At 72.4% G+C, this 16,189-nt stretch carries 16 protein-coding genes; 3 read left to right on the forward strand and 13 right to left on the reverse strand.

Annotation, left to right across the window (positions count from 1 at the left end):
- Positions 1 to 5 precede the first annotated feature (5 nt).
- From ACF073_RS04650 to ACF073_RS04700, 11 genes are read right to left on the reverse strand one after another with little or no spacing between them, the layout of a single operon-like run.
- A complete protein-coding gene (locus ACF073_RS04650; protein ID WP_392066888.1) occupies positions 6 to 1,547 on the reverse strand; it encodes an MmgE/PrpD family protein in 1,542 nt (513 codons plus the stop codon).
- 49 nt (positions 1,548 to 1,596) lie between these two features.
- Positions 1,597 to 2,136, reverse strand: a complete 540-nt coding sequence (locus tag ACF073_RS04655; protein ID WP_392066889.1) for a flavin reductase family protein — start codon at positions 2,134 to 2,136, stop codon at positions 1,597 to 1,599.
- Between the two features lie 3 nt (positions 2,137 to 2,139).
- Positions 2,140 to 3,090, reverse strand: a complete 951-nt coding sequence (locus tag ACF073_RS04660; RefSeq protein ID WP_392066890.1) for a diacylglycerol/lipid kinase family protein — start codon at positions 3,088 to 3,090, stop codon at positions 2,140 to 2,142.
- Positions 3,091 to 3,113: 23 nt separating this feature from the next.
- Positions 3,114 to 4,502 carry a cytochrome P450 gene (locus tag ACF073_RS04665; protein ID WP_392066891.1) on the reverse strand — a complete coding sequence of 463 codons (1,389 nt, stop codon included), beginning with the start codon at positions 4,500 to 4,502 and terminating at the stop codon, positions 3,114 to 3,116.
- Positions 4,499 to 5,851 (reverse strand): NAD(P)/FAD-dependent oxidoreductase, encoded by a 1,353-nt coding sequence (locus tag ACF073_RS04670; protein ID WP_392066892.1) that lies wholly within the window; start codon positions 5,849 to 5,851, stop codon positions 4,499 to 4,501. Before ACF073_RS04670 ends, ACF073_RS04665 begins: the two co-directional genes overlap by 4 nt.
- The gene (locus ACF073_RS04675; protein WP_392066893.1) at positions 5,848 to 7,017 is read right to left on the reverse strand and encodes a flavin-containing monooxygenase; all 1,170 of its coding nucleotides are present in this window, start codon (positions 7,015 to 7,017) and stop codon (positions 5,848 to 5,850) included. Before ACF073_RS04675 ends, ACF073_RS04670 begins: the two co-directional genes overlap by 4 nt.
- A gap of 12 nt (positions 7,018 to 7,029) precedes the next feature.
- Positions 7,030 to 7,506, reverse strand: coding sequence for a hypothetical protein (locus ACF073_RS04680; RefSeq protein ID WP_392066894.1), 477 nt, complete (start codon positions 7,504 to 7,506; stop codon positions 7,030 to 7,032).
- A gap of 15 nt (positions 7,507 to 7,521) precedes the next feature.
- Complete coding sequence (locus tag ACF073_RS04685; RefSeq protein ID WP_392066895.1) at positions 7,522 to 8,037, reverse strand: type II toxin-antitoxin system RatA family toxin; 516 nt, start codon at positions 8,035 to 8,037, stop codon at positions 7,522 to 7,524.
- Positions 8,030 to 9,307 carry an aspartate aminotransferase family protein gene (locus tag ACF073_RS04690; RefSeq protein ID WP_392066896.1) on the reverse strand — a complete coding sequence of 426 codons (1,278 nt, stop codon included), beginning with the start codon at positions 9,305 to 9,307 and terminating at the stop codon, positions 8,030 to 8,032. The genes ACF073_RS04685 and ACF073_RS04690 overlap by 8 nt, the downstream gene beginning before the upstream one ends.
- A gap of 42 nt (positions 9,308 to 9,349) precedes the next feature.
- A complete protein-coding gene (locus ACF073_RS04695) occupies positions 9,350 to 10,486 on the reverse strand; it encodes an acyl-CoA dehydrogenase (RefSeq protein ID WP_392066897.1) in 1,137 nt (378 codons plus the stop codon).
- Positions 10,470 to 12,092, reverse strand: a complete 1,623-nt coding sequence (locus ACF073_RS04700) for an aldehyde dehydrogenase family protein (protein WP_392066898.1) — start codon at positions 12,090 to 12,092, stop codon at positions 10,470 to 10,472. The genes ACF073_RS04695 and ACF073_RS04700 overlap by 17 nt, the downstream gene beginning before the upstream one ends.
- 194 nt (positions 12,093 to 12,286) lie before the next feature.
- On the opposite strand from ACF073_RS04700, the gene ACF073_RS04705 reads away from it, so the two are divergent.
- Genes ACF073_RS04705 through ACF073_RS04715 form a run of 3 tightly spaced genes read left to right on the forward strand, consistent with a single transcriptional unit; the run spans position 12,287 to position 14,038 of the window.
- On the forward strand, positions 12,287 to 13,285 hold the full coding sequence (locus tag ACF073_RS04705) for a bifunctional lysylphosphatidylglycerol flippase/synthetase MprF (protein ID WP_392066899.1): 999 nt from the start codon (positions 12,287 to 12,289) through the stop codon (positions 13,283 to 13,285).
- Between the two features lie 47 nt (positions 13,286 to 13,332).
- A complete protein-coding gene (locus tag ACF073_RS04710) occupies positions 13,333 to 13,818 on the forward strand; it encodes an SRPBCC family protein (RefSeq protein WP_392066900.1) in 486 nt (161 codons plus the stop codon).
- 13 nt (positions 13,819 to 13,831) lie between these two features.
- Positions 13,832 to 14,038 carry a hypothetical protein gene (locus tag ACF073_RS04715; RefSeq protein WP_392066901.1) on the forward strand — a complete coding sequence of 69 codons (207 nt, stop codon included), beginning with the start codon at positions 13,832 to 13,834 and terminating at the stop codon, positions 14,036 to 14,038.
- A gap of 333 nt (positions 14,039 to 14,371) precedes the next feature.
- Here ACF073_RS04715 and ACF073_RS04720 read toward each other — a convergent pair whose 3' ends face one another.
- Together ACF073_RS04720 and ACF073_RS04725 are read right to left on the reverse strand one after the other, a co-directional pair.
- Entirely contained in the window at positions 14,372 to 15,325 is a 954-nt protein-coding gene (locus ACF073_RS04720) for an alpha/beta hydrolase fold domain-containing protein (protein ID WP_392066902.1), read from the reverse strand.
- Complete coding sequence (locus ACF073_RS04725) at positions 15,322 to 16,182, reverse strand: SDR family NAD(P)-dependent oxidoreductase (RefSeq protein ID WP_392066903.1); 861 nt, start codon at positions 16,180 to 16,182, stop codon at positions 15,322 to 15,324. Before ACF073_RS04725 ends, ACF073_RS04720 begins: the two co-directional genes overlap by 4 nt.
- Positions 16,183 to 16,189 lie beyond the last annotated feature (7 nt).

Genomic DNA, 16,189 nt, shown 5'->3' on the forward strand with positions numbered 1-16,189 from the left:
GTGTGTCACACGGTGACGTCCAGGGCCCTCTCCAGCGCCCTGGACGTCGCCCGCGCGTCGAGCGATCCGATGTCCTCCAGGGCGGCCAGGACATCTGGCGACCCCCCTGTACCCAGGAACTTGCGCCGTACCAGCTCTCGCTGCTCCTCGCGTGTCGAGGCCCCCGCTGAGCCGGCGAACGCGGCGCACTCCTCGGTCGCGACGGTCCCGTCCGCGAGCTCGACCCTGACCCGCGCGCCGATCGCCATCGTCGCGTTCTCGAAGGTGTCCTCAGGCCCGCCCAGCGAGTCGAGGACGAGCGGGGCGTCCGCACCGCACCAGCGCGTCAGCTCGGGCCAGCCGAGGGCACGTTCGCCGGCCTGCCGCAACGCCTCGCCGAGGGGCGAGGTGGCCCCCGCCATGCGCAGCGACAGCTCCATGTCGTGCTCGACCGCCACCTTGTCGGCCAGCGCCCAGCGCTCCTTGTCGCCCAGTGCCACGGGATCCAGGTCCCGTGCCCCGAAGGCGCCCGACAGCAGCAGCGACGCCACCCCGTACCCGACGGACAGGGTGGCCGCCGACACCGAGGTGTCAGGACCGCGCAGGTCGCCCGCCACCTTGCGTTCCAGCTGCCAGGTCAGCAGCGAGCCGTCCACGACGACGCGCCGCACCCGCTCGGCGCCGACCGGGCCGAGGCGCCGGTGCAGGCGCTCGGCGCAGTCGAAGGCCGCGTGCAGATAGGCGCTGCCCGGGTACTTCTTGTAGGTCAGGGTGTCGGTGTGCCAGCGGGTCCCGAGCAGCCGGTCCACGGTCTCGGGCACGGGCACCGCGGAGAGGTGGGCGAGCAGGCCCTCGGGATGTTCGAGGATCGCGTCGGCGCCGCTGAGACCGTGGGCCGCCGCGTCGCAGGCGTCCAGGGCGAGGCGCACCGGGGCCGCCGCGGTGAACGCCTTCACGTCGCTGGTCACCACACCGTGGTGCAGCGGAACGGCGAGGATGCCGAGGGCCAGGCCCAGGGCGGCCGTCCACTCCTCCCGTGCCGCGCCCCGCGCGCGCAGCCGGGCCGCCGCGGCACTGGCCAGGTGGCAGTGCGTGTTGGTCTGGCCCCGGAAGAAGGGGCTGAGGATGGTCGCCGCGGTGATGCGGGCCGCGCACTCGTTGGCCGTGACGATCGTGGTGAGCAGGGCCCTGCCGTCCAGCCGCCCGCGCCTGGCCTCGGCCACGGCGACGTTCACGGCACCGGCCGAGACATGGCCGGCGTAGGCGACCTCGTCGAAGTCGAGGGCCGTCGCGAGCGCGGACAGGACGTAGGCCGAGCGCGTCGCGTCGTCCTGGAGGGGCGGGCCGAACGCGGCCACCAGGGACCGGCCCACCGGATGGCCGAGGGAGGCGCGGACCGCCGCCACGTCGGAGATCAGCTGACTGACCGCGGCCTGCCGCGTGCGGGGCGGAACGTCGTCGTACGTCACCCGGTGCGCCCACTCGGAGAGACGGGCCGTCAGGGACATCGCGTCACCGGGCGCGTCGGCGCCGGGCACGGCTGCGCTGGGCATGGGGTCGCTGGACATGGGGTTGGGGCTCCACCTTCTGCTCTGGAGTCGTCCTGCTCTGGAGTCGTCAGGGCTTGCCGGCCAGCGCCCCGAGGCCGGTGTCGAGGGCGCGGTAGGACCGGTCGTGCCACAGCAGCGGGCGCCCCTGGGCGACCTCCACGGACACGAGGTGCCCGTAGACGACGACATGGTCGCCGACCTCCGCGGTGGAGTGCAGATCGCACCAGCTCACGGCCAGGGCGCCGGCGATCACCGGGGCCCCGTCGATCACGCGGACCGCCCGGCGCAGATCGGTCAGGCGGGCGCTGCCGCCGGGCAGGCGGCTGCAGCGGTCGGCCACGTCCGCCTGGTCGTCGGCCAGGATGTGCACGGCGAAGCGTCCCGCGTCCCGGACGGCCTGGAGCGTGTCCGAGCCGCGCGACAGGCAGCACAGGAGGACCGGCGGTGCGAGGGAGACACTGGTGACGGTGCTGACGGTCGACGCCGACCATCCCGCCGCTCCGCCGGCGGTGACCACGGCGACGCCGGCCGTCAGCTTGCGGTAGTAGTCGCGGCAGGCGTCACTGCTCGGCGCGGGTGCCGTCGGCTGCGGGCGGTGCTGTGCCATGGCTCATCCCTCCCGGAACCAGTCGGGTGTCTCAGGTGTGGTGAGCACGTCCAGCGCGGCCGGGAGCACCCGCAGGCCGCAGGCGGGCCCGGTGCGCGGCATGACCTCGCCGTCGTGCTCGTACAGCAGCGGCTCTCCGTCGACCCGTTCGACGACGACGTGCTCGCCGCGCCCCCACCGGATCCCCGGGACCTCGTAGACGTCGCCGGCCAGCGTCGCGTGCGCGAAGGTGTTCATGTCGGCCTCGTCCGTGACGACCGTGATGTCGAGCAGTCCGTCGTCCAGCATCGACCGCGGCACGAGGTTCAGCAGTCCGCCGCGGTAGCGGAAGCCGCCCACGATCGTCTCCACGACACCGCCCTCGTGGACGACCTTCCCGTCGACCACGATCCGGCCCTGATAGGGCACGTGCTCCATCATGGCGGCAAGGGCGGCGTCCATCAGCAACTGCCGCCCACTGCCGGGCAGTTCGGCCGCCTTCACCAGGGTCTGGGCGAACAGTCCGCTGCCCGAGCCGAGGACCACGATCTGATCGTTCTGCTCGATCCGCGCGAGGTCGAGGCTGCGGGTCCGTGCCCGCCCGCTGGTCACATGGCCGACGACGGCCTCCCACGGCACGTCGTTCCACAGCCCGCGGTAGACGGAGTTCCCCGTCCCGCCCGGCGCGACGAGCAGCGGCGGTACGGCCGTCACACCGGCCTCGCGCGCCCGCCACAGCCCGGTGGCCACCTCGAAGACCGTCCCGTCGCCGCCCACGGAGACGACGGCGTCCACGGGCTCGGCGTCCGCCGCCAGCTTGTAGGCGATGTCGGCGGCGTCGCCCGCCGCCGTGGTGCTGATGACCCGTACCCGGGCCGCGTCACTCGAGGCCAGAGCCGCGATCAGCTGCTCGCCGTCGCTGCCGGCCGCCGGGTTGAGGACGGCGGCGAGGCGCAGTGGCTGCTGTGCAGACATGTCTCTCCTGGTGTTTCGGTCGGTCACGGGAGCAGCCGGCGTACGACACCGACACGCGCTCCGCGTTTCGGGATCATGGTGATGTGGTTCATGGCGCTCGGCTCGTCGCCCTGGTCGACGGCGCGCAGTTCCACGGAGCGCAGCACCGCGGCGAGCACCGTCTCCACCTCGACCTGGGCGAAGGTGGCGCCCAGGCACCGCCGGGCACCGCCGCCGAAGGGGATCCACGCGTTCTGCGGCGGGGTGCCCTCCAGCCACCGCTCGGGGCGGAAGAGCCGGGCGTCGGGCCCCCACAGCCGGGTGTCGCACTGGACGGCGCCGATCGACGGCAGCACCGACACCCCGGCCGGCAGCCGGTAGCCGCCGAGTTCGAGGGGCTCGGTCAGCCGGCGTGCCACGTTGTGGATCACCGGGCGGACCCGCAGCGCCTCCTTGAACACGGCCGTGCGGTAAGGGTCCTTGGGGTCGTCGAGGCCCTCGCGCAGCCGGTCCAGCACCCGGGGATGGCGCACCAGCCGCTCGAACAGCCAGGCCAGCGCCACCGCGGTGGTCTCGTGGCCGGCCACGAGCAGGGTCATGACCTCGTCGCGCACGACCTCGTCGTCCGGTTCGCCCTCCAGCAGCATCGACAGGACGTCGGTGCGCTCGGAGCGCCGCGGGTCCGCGCGGCGGCGCGCGATCTCCGCGTAGATCAGCTCGTCGGCGCGTTCGAGGCCGGCGACCACCTTGGTCCAGGGCCAGACCCGGCCCAGGCCCGGACGGATCCAGACGAGGATCTCGGACAGGCCGATGTCCGCCACCTTCCGCAGGGCCGCGCCCAGTTCGGCCGCGCGCCCCGGGTCGTCGACGCCGAACACCACCCGCACCATGATGTCGAGGGTCAGGGCGTAGGCCCGGTCCAGAAGCCGGACGGGACGGCCCACGGGCCAGCTGAGGGCCTCCTGCTCGGCCAGCTCCCGCATGGCGACGACCAGTTGGCTGATGCGCTCGTGGTGGAACGGGGGCATCATCCGCTTGCGTGCCGGGCGGTGCTCGGGCGCGTCGAGCGTGAGCACGGAGTGGCGGCCGACGATCGGCACGAGCAGGGAGTTGCCCTCCCCGGCGTGGAAGACGTCGGGTGCGCCGCGGAAGACCTCCTTGATGTGCTCCGGATCGCGCAGCAGCACGAAGGGGCCGCCGGGCACCACCCGCAGGGTCACCATGTCCCCGTACCGGTCGTGCATCTCCGTCAGGTAGTGCTGCCTGCCGCGCCGGAAGCGGATGGTCTGCCGGGTCACCGATTCGGACGGGCCGGGCGGCATCCGGTCCATCGGCTCCGTGACCGGCATCTTGCTGATCGAGGCCGACCAGGCCAGACGCTCGCGCGCGGTCGCCGGGCGGCCGGTCGACGTGTGCTGTGCGGAGGTGCTCACGAAGGGGTCTCCGTCCATGGTGCGGGACTGCCTGACACGGCGACTGCGGTACGGGCGGACCCGAACGGCGCGTCGGCCGCCGCGAGGTGTTCCAGATAGCGGTCGACCACCCGGTCGGCGACCCGGCCGCGCGGCAGCCAGGGGGCGCGTGCCCGGAGCCACGGCAGCCCGTCAGGACCTGTGTCCTCGCCGGTGATGCGACGCGCCAGGCGGGCGCCGTGATAGACGCTGATCGCGAGCCCGTGGCCGTTGCAGCCGGTCGCGTGGTGCAGCCAGGGGTCGTCGCGGTGCTCGCCGAGCACGGGCAGACCGTCCCGGGTCACGGCGACCGGGCCCGCCCACGCGGCGTCGAGCGAGATGCCGGCCAGTGCCGGGGAGAGCGCGCGGGCCGCCGTGAGGAGCCGCCCGGGGTGCCGGGCGAGGGCACCGTGGGCGCCCCGCTCCAGGGCACCGCCGCCGATCACCAGCCGGCCGTCGGTGGTGAGCCGGAAGTACGGTGCCACCTCCCCGTGCTCGATGAGCGGTTCGGCGTCCAGGCCGGCCAGCTCAGCCAGCTGCTCACCGGAGAGCTTCGGGGTGACCCCGGCCTGCACGCGTACGGGGAGCACGCCGGACGGTGCCGCCCGCAGCGAGCCGCCGTAGGCGTTGACGGCGAGGACGACATGGTCGGCGATCAGCTCGCCGCCGTCGGTGACCACGGTGCTGAGCAGCCCCCGCCGGACGCGGCGCACCCGGCTGTTCTCGTGGATGACGAGGCCGAGCCGCTCGCCGGCGCCGGCCAGCTGCTCGGTGAGCGCCGCCGGGTCGAGCGTCGCGGCGGGACCGTAGCGCAGGCCGCTGCGGTAGCGGTCCGCGTACCGGGGCAGCCGGCCCTGCCCGACGAACTCGACCTGGTCCGGAGGCAGTCCGAGCATCAGCGCCGCCTCGCGCTCCCGGAGCTGGTGCTCCGCCTCCCGCTCGTCGCGGGCGACGACGAGCTGACCGCCCGGCGTCAGATCGCAGGCGAGGCGCTCTCGCTCGACCAGGTCGAGCACATGCCGCACCGCGGCCACCGACCACAGGTGCACGGCCCGGGCCGTCTCGTCGCCGAAGCGGCGCCGCGCGACATGCAGGGCGGGCCCGACGCGGGGCCCGAGGAGCCCCGTGCCGCGGCCGCTCGCGCCCGCCGCGACCCGGTCCGCCTCCAGCACCACCACCCGCAGCCGCGGTGCCGCCGACAGGAGTTCGAAGGCGGTCGACAGGCCCGTCAGGCCCGCCCCGACGACGGCGACGTCGCAGCGCTGCCGGCCGCGCAACCGGGGGCGCGTGGCCTCCGGACTCGCCGCCCAGGGAGCGAGGTGACCGGTCATCGCCTGCCTCGCAGGGCCCCGGCCAGGGCGAAGCGCCGGGTACCGGTGACGGCCCGGGCGATCGCCCGCGCGTCCACGGCCATGTCGGGCAGCTGGCCGGGCGGCAGCCGGTACCCCTGGAAGTAGAGGTGCGGGGCGTGCGGGAGGGTCTGGGCCCCGTGCACCAGGGGCCGGCCGCCGGGCTGGGAGAGCACGCGCAGATGACCCAGCAGTCCCTCCATGTCCGGGCGCTGCCCGGTCGCCGCGATCACGACGTCCGGCTTGATGCTGGTGCCGTCGTCGAGCAGCACGGCCTTCCGGTTGAAGCCGGTGACACCCCGGACGACCTCGATGGACCCGTCGCGGACGCCCGCGATCAGACCGCGGTCGATGGCACCGTAGGAGTGGCCGATGCGGGCGGTGCCGGCCATCGTGCCCTCCTTGGGCGTCGGCATCCCGTAGCGGGACAGATCGCCCCACTGGATCCGGTGCATCAGGAGGCTGGCCCGGTTGACGAGCCAGTGCGGCAGCGGGCCGTGCTTGATGGCCTGGCAGAGCAGCGAGGTGCTGGGGCTCAGCTTGAACAGGACCGGCATGTTCCGGATGGACATGCGCACCCGGGACGCGCCGGCCTGCGCCGCGGCCACGGCGATGTCGATCCCGGTCGGGCCGCAGCCGACCACCAGCACGTCCTTGCCCGCGAAGGGCTCCGGCACGGTGTAGTCGCGGGCGTGGAGGAACTCGCCCTCGAACTCGTCGAGCCCGGGCCAGTCGGGGACGAACGGCTTGCGGTGCAGCCCGGTCGCGACGACGACGTGCTCGGTGCGCAGGTCGCCGTCGGCGGTGCGCACCACCCAGCGGTCCCCGTCACGGTCCACGCGCCGCGCGTCGGTGCCGAAGAGGATGTCGGGGCTCAGCACCTCGATGTACTTCTTCATATAGGTGAGGAAGTCGTTGCGCATGGGCCACGGGCCGTACTCCGCCGACAGCCGCATGCCCGGCAGCGAACTCAGCCGGCGCCACGAGTTCATCCGCAGCGAGGGGTAGTACGAGTGCCAGGTGGAGCAGGCCTGCTGCTCGCGGTCGAGCAGCAGCGGATCGAGGCCGGCCTCCTTCAGGGTCCAGGCCACCGCGAGTCCGCCGGGCCCGGCGCCGATGATGACAGGACGTTCCTTGGTCACGGACATCAGTTCCTCACCTCAGACGCGTTCGGGAAGCTGCGGTTCGAGCGGGCCGCGTTCGCCGAGCCGGCGTTCGAACTCGGCGAAGGCCGGCAGCCGCACCGGCTCGAAGCGCACCTTGAACGACTTCAGGAAGTTCCCGAACAGGGCACGGTCGCCGCACAGATGGATGGGCACCGCGAGGAGCGCCCACTCGAATCCCGCGACCAGGGCCCAGAGGCCGACCACCGCGGCGTTCGTGACCAGGCTGTGCATCGTGTTGTAGAGGACGTAGTACACCTTGGGGATGTCGCCGTCCTCGGCCCGCCGATAGGCGATCGCGCCGGGGATGTAGCCGATCAGGTCGATGTAGACGAACAGCAGGACGGCCGCCCACCAGCGGACCTCCGACAGGTGCAGCAGGAACAGCACCGAGCACACCGCGAGTGCGACCGCGTACTCCAGGCGCAGCAGCCCGAACGTCGTCCTGGTCTCGAAGCGGTTCACATGATCCATGGGGTGCCTCCTCGCCTACGCTGCCGATACCGAGCGCTCGCCCGCCCCGGCGAACCGCGCGTTGATGACGGCGGCCGTGGCCGGGTCGCCGATGACCGTGACATTGCCGAGGAGGCTGCCCACGATGGTGGCGATGGCCTCCTTGAGGACCTTGGTCGCGATCGGTTCCAGCACGCCGGCGAGGCTCGGGATGCCGAAGTCGAAGGTCACCTCGAAGATCACCTCGCAGCCGTCGGCGACCGGCTCGACCTGCCACGAGCCGCGGAACAGCTCGAAGTCCCCGTCGGTCTGCTCGAAGACGATGCGCCGCGCGTCCCGCTGGAAGTAGTCGATCTCGGACCAGCGCAGCGGCCCGTTGCGGAAGAAGATGTCCCAGTCGCTGGCGAGCGGTCCGTTCTCGTCGCCGGGGTGCACGACGACGGAACGCACCTCGTCCACGAACTCGGCGTAGCGCTCGAATTCGGTGATGCGCCGGTACGCGGCGTCGGCGTCGATGCCCGTGGAGCGCAGGGTCAGTTCAAGGCTACGCATGGGTGAGTACCTCGTATCCGGGATTGCGTTCGGCGACCTGACGGGCCGCTCGGTCGAAACGCTCGATGAAGAACTCGACGTCGGAGTCCGACATCACGGCGGGGGGCGTGAACCGCACCACGTTGTCCGAGTTGAGGGAGAGGTTGGCCACGACGTCATGGCCGACCAGGGCGATGAACAGATCGGCCGCCATCGCCGGATCGACGAACTCGACGCCGATGAGCAGCCCTGCGCCGCGCACCTCGTGCGGGTGGTGGGACAGGTGGGCGCCCGTGATCCGGGTGAGCTCCGCCGTGATGCGGCTGCCCAGTTCGGCCGCCCGCTCCACCAGACCGTCCTCGCGGATCGCCGTGATCGCACCGCACACGGCGGCCATGGCGATGGGCGCCGCGGAGAAGGTGGAGGTGTGCAGCACGGGGTCGCGGTCGAGGACGGCGAACACCTCGTGCGTCGCGATCGTCGCCGCGACCGGCATCACCGCGCCGCCCAGCGCCTTGCCCGACAGCAGGATGTCGGGTCGCACCTGCTCGGCGTCCGATCCCCACCAGGCGCCGAGCCGGCCGAGTCCGGTCTGGATCTCGTCGACGACGAGCAGCGCACCGTACCGGGAGCACGCCGCCCGGACCTCGCCCAGGTAGCCGGGCGGCGGGATCACCACGCCGCCCTCGCCCTGCACCGGCTCCACGATGACGCAGCACTCGCCCGGGTGCTGCGCGAGGACCGCGCCGAGCGCCGCCGCGTCGCCGAAGGGCACATGGGTGACATCCGGCAGCAGGGGGCGGAACGGCTCCTGGAAGGTGCTCTTCGCCGTCACCGACAGGGCGCCGAGCGTCTTGCCGTGGTAGCCGCCGACCATGGACACCAGCCGCCGCCGGCCGCCGAGCCGGGCGAGTTTGATGGCGGCCTCGACCGCCTCGGTGCCCGAGCCCGAGAAATGGACGCGCTCCAGGCCGGGCGGCGTCACGGACATCAGCATCTCGCCGGCGCGGGCGGCGGCCGGGTCGAGGAAGATGCGGGTGCCGATCGGATGGCTGTGCAGCTGCCGCTCGACCTCGCGGACCACCGCGGGGTGCCGGGCGCCGGTGATGAACACGCCGTAGCCGCCGGCGTTGAGGTACTTCCGGCCGTCACTCGTCGTGATCCACGCCCCGGAGGACTCCACCTCCACCTGGCCGCCGAGCACTTCCGCCAGCCGGGCCCGTCCCGAACTCATCGTGCGCCGGTAGGCCGCGGACACCCGGGCGCTGTCGAGCGCCTCGTCGCTGTGCATGGTTGCGCTCACTCCTCACCTCTGTGTTGGATCCCTCAGGTCTCAGTCGAAACGGAGCACGTCACCGCGGAAGCTGGCCGCCAGGGCGGCGCCGGTCGCGGCCTTCGACGGCGGGTGGAAGCTGACGCAGTGGCAGGCGGCGGCGAGATAGGCGACGTCGGGGGAGCCGATGTAGGCCATGCCGCCGAGGGCCTCGACGGCCCGCCGCGCCGAGTCGACGATGGCGTCCTGGGCGCCGTAGCGGGCGACCATGGCCCGGGAGAGGGCGGCGTTGTCGCCCTCCTTCGCCATGAGCTGCCGGGCGATCCCCTCCAGCAGATGGGCGGCGGTCTCGATCCTGATGCCCAGGTCCGCGACGACGGCGGGGGCGAGGCGCTTGCTCGCGAAGGCCTTCTCCACCAGGGCGCTGGCCATGCCCAGGTAGCAGGAGGTGATCAGCATCTCGAACCACATGAACCCGATGGTCTGCAGTTCGTCGATCTCCCCCCGGTCGCCGATCTCCGTCGGCACCAGCAGGCGCTCGTCGACGAACACGTCGGTGAGCCGGACCTCGTCGCTCTCCGCACCCGCGAGCACATCGCTCTTCCAGAACGGGTGGACGGACACCCCGGGGGTCTCCGCCGGCAGCAGCATCAGCACGGTCTCCTCCCCGCCGTCCTCGCGGGGGACCGCGATGCTCGCGGACAGCAGGTTCATCGACCGCGACATGCTGCAGGGCCGCTTGGAGCCGTTGACGACGATGCCGCCGTCCACGCGGGTCCCGCTGACCGTGGGGGAGAGGATGCCCTGGCCCGGATTGCCCTCGGCGAAGCCGGAGGAGACCAGCAGGTTCTGCGTGGCGATGCCCTCCAGCAGCGCCCACTCGACACCGCTGGACCGAAGGCTCTCGGCGAGCGTGAAGATGGTGGCGACCGAGAAGTGGTGCATGGTGGAGGCCACCGCGAGGGACGGCGCCGCCGCCCCGATCGCGCGGGTCACCTGGACGGCCTCCAGGGCGTTCGCACCGAGCCCCGCGTACGCCTTGGGGATGACCAGGGCGGGACCGCCGGCCGCGCGGAACAGCTCGAGTCCGCGGTTGCCGGGCTTCTCCAGGTCGGCCAGGGGCGACTCGGCCAGCTTCGACAGCAGGCCGGGCAGATGGGATTCACAGACCGCGCGGGCCTCATCGAGCGACTGCAACGCCGTCCTCCTCCTTCTCCTTCGCGACGACGGAGACCCCCTGGAGATGGGTCGTCCGCAGAACGGGGTAGTTGGCCTCGCCGAAGGCCCCACCGGTCAGGCCGGTGCCGCCGTGGGACGGCAGCGGCGCGGTGAAGGCGATGTGCGAGTCGTTGACCTTGAGCAGCCCGCCGGTGACCGTATGGGCGACGAACGTGTCGATGACGTCCTGGTCCTCGGTCCACAGCGAGTTGCGCAGGCCGTACGCGTTCGAGTTCACGAACTCCACGCAGGCGTCGAGGAGCGCCTCGTCGTCGGAGGGCTCGGGCACCACGATCGGCAGCAGCGGGAAGAACGTCTCGTCCTTCACCGCCCGCACCTCGCGCGCGTCCGCCAGCCCGTCGACCCGCAGCACGGTGGGCTGGAGGAAGAACCCGGAGCTGTCGTCGACCGTGCCGTCGAGCTGCATGCCGTGGCCGCCGGTGACCAGGGTCGCGCCCTTGGCCACCGCGTCGTCCAGGAAGTCGTGGAACTTGTCGTGCCGCAGTACCGGCGAGAGCAGGACGCCCTCCTGGTCCGGATAGCCCGGCCGGAGCCGCCGCGCCCGCTCGGCGACCCGCTCGATCAGGGCGTCCGCGATCTCCGGGTGCACGACGGCCTGGTTCGGGATCATGCACAGCTGGCCCGAACCGTAGAAGCTCTCCGTGAGCGCGTCGGCGGCCCCGTCGAGATCGGCGTCCTTCCAGACCACCACCACGTCGTTGCCGGCGAGTTCGAGGATCGGCTTCTTGCCCGCCTCGACGCAGCGGCGCTCCAGCTTCAGTCCGGCCGGCACATCGCCGAAGAACATGATGTCGTCGACCAGCGGGCTCTCCAGCCAGGCGTCCAGCATCGGCGCGGGGTTGCCGCACACGACGTTGAGCAGTCCGGGCGGTGCGTCCAGCTCGTCGAGGATCGGGGAGATGATGTGGCGCAGCGCGTAGGTGACCCCGTAGGGGGCCGTGCGCGGCGCGCGGACGACGGCCGCGTTGCCGCCGGGGATGCACATGCAGCCCAGCAGCGCGCTGACCAGGGGCGCGTTCGCGGGCGGGGTGATGCACACGACGCCGTCGGCCTGCCGCCGCACGATGTTGCGCCGGTTGTCGACGGTGAACTCCTGGTACAGCTGGCCGCGCAGGAACGCCGCCGACTCCGGCCGCGTCAGCTCGCGCATCCCGGAGATCTCCCACTTGGCGAGCTCCAGGGGGTGGCCTTCCAGGGTGAGCAGGCCGACGAGTTCGTCCGCGCGGTCCGCGATGGTGGCGCGCAGAAGCTCCATCCACCCGTCGAAGCGGACCGACAGCGGAACCGCGCGCCAGATCTTCGCCGCCTCCGCCGCGGCGGTCACCGCCTCCTCCACGATGGCCTTGTCGGCCAGGGCCACACGGCCGGCGATGACGCCCTCCGGTACCTCGGCCGGCGAGACGCGGCCCGCCTCCAGCCGCCTCTTGAGGGTGAGACTTGCGAAGGAGTCCTCCAGGACGGCGCGGGTCGACAGGACGTAGACCCACTGACCGCTCTCGATGTCCTTCCCTCGTACGTAACTACTCAGCGATGGGATTGCCTGAGCCTCGACACTTGCTGCCAAAGTGACCCCGCAAGGTAGATGTCCGCGGCAGCGGCGGCGCCGTGCGCCCCTCGCTGCCAGTGCTGCGGAAAGGAGTATTCGCGGCGCCGATGAAACGGGTCTGACGTCCGGCGCGCGGCGGTGTGGGCGGCGTTTCAGAACGCGTTGCTAGCTTCTGGCCGACCCTTTTCCGTACGTGAGGACAGAGCATGCACATGCCCGACTCGCTCCGGCCGGAAGACCGTGCCACGATCGCCTCGGTCCTGGAGCGCCACGCGGACAATCCCAGTGCCTTTCTGGCTCTCAACCGCGGCAACGAGTACTTCACCTGCGAGGGCCTGGACGGCTTTGTGTGCTATCGGGTCCAGGGGCGCCGCTGGATTCAGTTCGGCGGGCCGTTCGCGGACGCGTCCTGCCGACGGGAACTGCAGACGAGGTTCGTCGAGCATGCGCACGGCAACCGCTGCAAGGTGATCGGCGCGCAGTTGCAGCGTGCGGACGCCGAACTGTTCGCCGGCCTCGGGCACACCGTCAACCAGGTGGGGGCCTCCTATGCGGTGGGCCTCCCGGACTTCTCGCTGCGCGGAAAGCGTTTCGTACGGCTGCGCAACAAGATTTCCCGGGCCCTGCGCGCCGGCCTCGAGATCACCGAGGTCGACCCGGAGAAATGCGCCGACGAGATCGAGAACATCAACCGGCAGTGGCTGCGCGACAAGGGCAGGCACACCAAGGAACTGGCCTTCCTGATCGGGGAGATCGGCGGCGAGTGGCAGTCCCTGCGCAAGCTGTACGTGGGGCGGGTGGACGGCACGGCGATCGCCTACGTGTCGTACGCGCCGGTCTACGGCTCGCGCCCGGGGTGGCTGCACGACCTGAGCAGGCGGCTTCCGGACTCCCCGCCGGGAGTGATGGAGGCCATCAACTCCCAGGCCATCGAGGACATGCGGACCTCGGGCGCCGAATGGCTGCACTTCGGATTCACCCCGTTCACGGGCCTTGACGGCGCGCACGAGCTGCCGGCCGCCAGTCCCATGGCGGCGCGGGTGGTCCGGTTCGTCGCCGAGCACGGCGACCGGGTGTATCCGGCGAAGAGCCAGCTGGAATACAAGTCCAAATGGTGCCCGGACGCCGTACTGCCCGAATACTTCGCCTTCGACGGCGGATTGTCCCCGCGCTCGCTGTGGAGCGTGGCGAGGGCGACCAACATCGTCTGACACGGTCGCGGCCGAAGAACCGTGCCGTCCCCAGGAAGGGAACCGAAGTGTCCGAAGTCTGCTTCACCGCGCTCTGCGACGCGCCGCTCGACGTCACCTTCGCCTATCTCGACGACTACCGCCATGTGCTCGAATACTGGCACGGCATGACGAGTTACCGCCCGGTCGGCGACCTGGACCACGGGCTCGGCGCGGTCTACGAATCGACGATCAAACTCGGACCGTCCACCCAGAAGTCCACCATCAAGAACGTGTGCTGGGAGAAGAACGCACGCGTGTCGTACGAGTCGATCTCCGGTATGCGCTCGACGACCGGTTTCGTCTTCCGAGAACTGCCGGGCGACCGCTGCGAGGTGGAGGTGCGCATCGGATTCACGCTGCCCGGAGGAATCGCCGGAAGGGCCCTGGAGAAGACCCTGGAACCGTTCGTCTCGGCGGCGGCGAAGAACACGGCCGCCAATATCTCACGCGTGGTGTCGGCCCATTACGCGAGGCAGGTGGCCGCCGGTGACGCGGGTTCCGCGAGTGCGTGAACGAGGAGGCGTCATGGGCGGGGTGCGCGGCGAGAAGGCGGCCGGGTCGGCCGGGGCGGGCCGGGGCGGGTCCGGCGACGGCGAGGACGCGGGCGGCACACGGCAGGGGCACCGACGGCACCTCATGAGGTTCGACGCCATCGCCGGCCTCGCCGACCGGCTCGCCGACGAGTGGGCCGTCCAGTTGGGCCTGTCACCCGAGCAGGTGCCGCAGGGTTAGGCGAACGGCCGGGCCCCCGGCGCCGGCGGGACGCCGCCGGCCGGTGCGGGGGAGCGGCTATTCCTCGGCCCCGCCGGGCTTCGGCCCGGCGGGGCCGTGTGCCGTGTGCCGCGCGGCGGCGGATGCGGGACCGTGCCGTCGTACGAGGTGTGCGAGGGGCCATCGGACCCCCCGTGTCTGTTGCCGGGAACGGCCGGGGGCGGTGCCCGCCGCGGCCGGCGGGCACCGCCCCTGTACGCGGGCCGGGTCCGGAGACGGCCGCTGGCCGCCCGCGGTGCGCCGGCGAGACGGCCGCCGGCCGCCCGCGGTGCGCCGGCCGTGCGTACCGCCGGGCTACCCGGCCTTCGCGTCCGCCGCGCCGGACTCCGCGAGCCGGGCCCACCGTTCCGTCAGGAAGGAACCGATGTCCCGTACCGACTCGGCGGCCTCCTCGACCAGTCCCGCCTGGGCCTGGGCGGCGTGCCACAGCTTCCGGCTCTCCCTGAAGGTCACGGGCACACCGGCACCGCGCAGGGATGACGCGAGGGCGACGCACTGCGCGTGCAGCAACTCGCCCATGTTGGTGTGCAGATAGGTGGGCGGCAGGCCGGTGAGGTCGCCCCGGGCGGGGGCGTAGCGGGGGTCCGCGGGGTCCGCCTGCCCCCGGTACGCGGCGGCGCAGGCGAGTCCCCACGCACGGCTGACCACGAGGTCGCGCCGCTGCTCGGCGACCTCGCCCGGGTCGGCCCACGGTGAGACGAGGACCAGCGCGGCCGGCGTCCCCGGCCGGCCGGCCGCGCCGTCCCCGGGCTCCCGGGCCGGCGCCGCGAGGTGCTGGGCGGCCGCGAGGGCGATCCCGCCGCCCGCCGAGTCGCCGGCGAGCACCAGGGACGACGTCGGATGCCCCGCCAGCCGGGCCAGCAGCTCCACCGCCGCCAGCGTGTCCTCCAGGGCCGCGGGGCAGGGGTGCTCGGGGGCGAGGCGATAGTCGAGCAGGTAGACGGGGCGGCCGGTGGCGCGGGCGAGATGGGCCGCCAGGGCGCGGTGCGTGGCCGGCGAACCGACCGTGAACCCGCCGCCGTGCAGATACAGCACGGCTCCGGGACCGCTGGCCGGCCCCGCCGTGACGCGCTCGGCACGGCGGGCCCCGAGCCACAGCGCCTCCACCCGGGTGCCGCGCGGCAGCGGCTGGCAGGCGGAGAGCGCGTTCACCAGCAGGCGCTGGGCCGGCCAGGGAACGCGGGGGTGGAAGGTCATCCGGAAGAACGGACGCAGCAGCTCCCGCACCACGGGCAGCGGGAGGTTCATGTACGCGCTCCCGGGCGGGGGGCGATCCTGATCAGGCGGGACATGACGGCCCCGAAGCGCTGCGACCCCGCGGGCGCGATCCTCCCCAGCAGGTCGAGGGCCTTGGCCTCGGCACCGATGAGGACCCGGGCCCGCCGCTCGTGCACACCCCGCACGATCGTCTCGGCGGCCATCGCGGGAGTGTGCAGCGCCAGCCGCTTGTCGAAGGCGCGCGCGATGGAGGCCGCGTCCAGGCCGGCGGCGGCCCCGGCGTTGCGGGCCACACCGGTCTTGATGCCGCCGGGGTGGACCGAGGTCACGCGCACGGGGTACCGGGCGAGCAGCATCTCCTGCCGCAGGGCCTCGGTGAAGCCGCGGACGGCGAACTTCGAGGCGCAGTAGGCGCTCTGCCCGGGGTAGGTGATGAGCCCGAAGAGGCTGGAGACGTTGACGACGTGGCCGTCGCCGGACGCGATCAGGTAGGGCAGGAACGACTTGGTCATGTACACAGTGCCCCAGAAGTTGACGTCGAGGACGTGCTCGACCTCCTTGAACGACTGCCGCTCCGCCTCGCCGTAGAAGGCGATGCCGGCGTTGTTGTACACCTGGTGCACCGTGCTGAAGTACGCGCGTACGTCGTGCGCGTAGTCGATGACGGCCTCCCGCTCGGTGACGTCGAGACGGGTGGCCCAGACGTCACGGCCGTGCCCCGCGCACATCTCGGCGGTCTCCTCGACGCTCTTCGCGTCGATGTCGGACAGCGCCAGATGGGCCCCCAGCTCGGTGAGGCGCAGGGCGAGCGCGCGCCCGATCCCGGATCCGGCACCCGTGATGACGACGACCTTGTCCTTGAAGCTGTCCAGTTGCTTGTGTGCCATGCGCGTA

Source organism: Streptomyces sp. NPDC015171, from assembly GCF_043079545.1.
Taxonomy (GTDB): Bacteria; Actinomycetota; Actinomycetes; order Streptomycetales; family Streptomycetaceae; genus Streptomyces.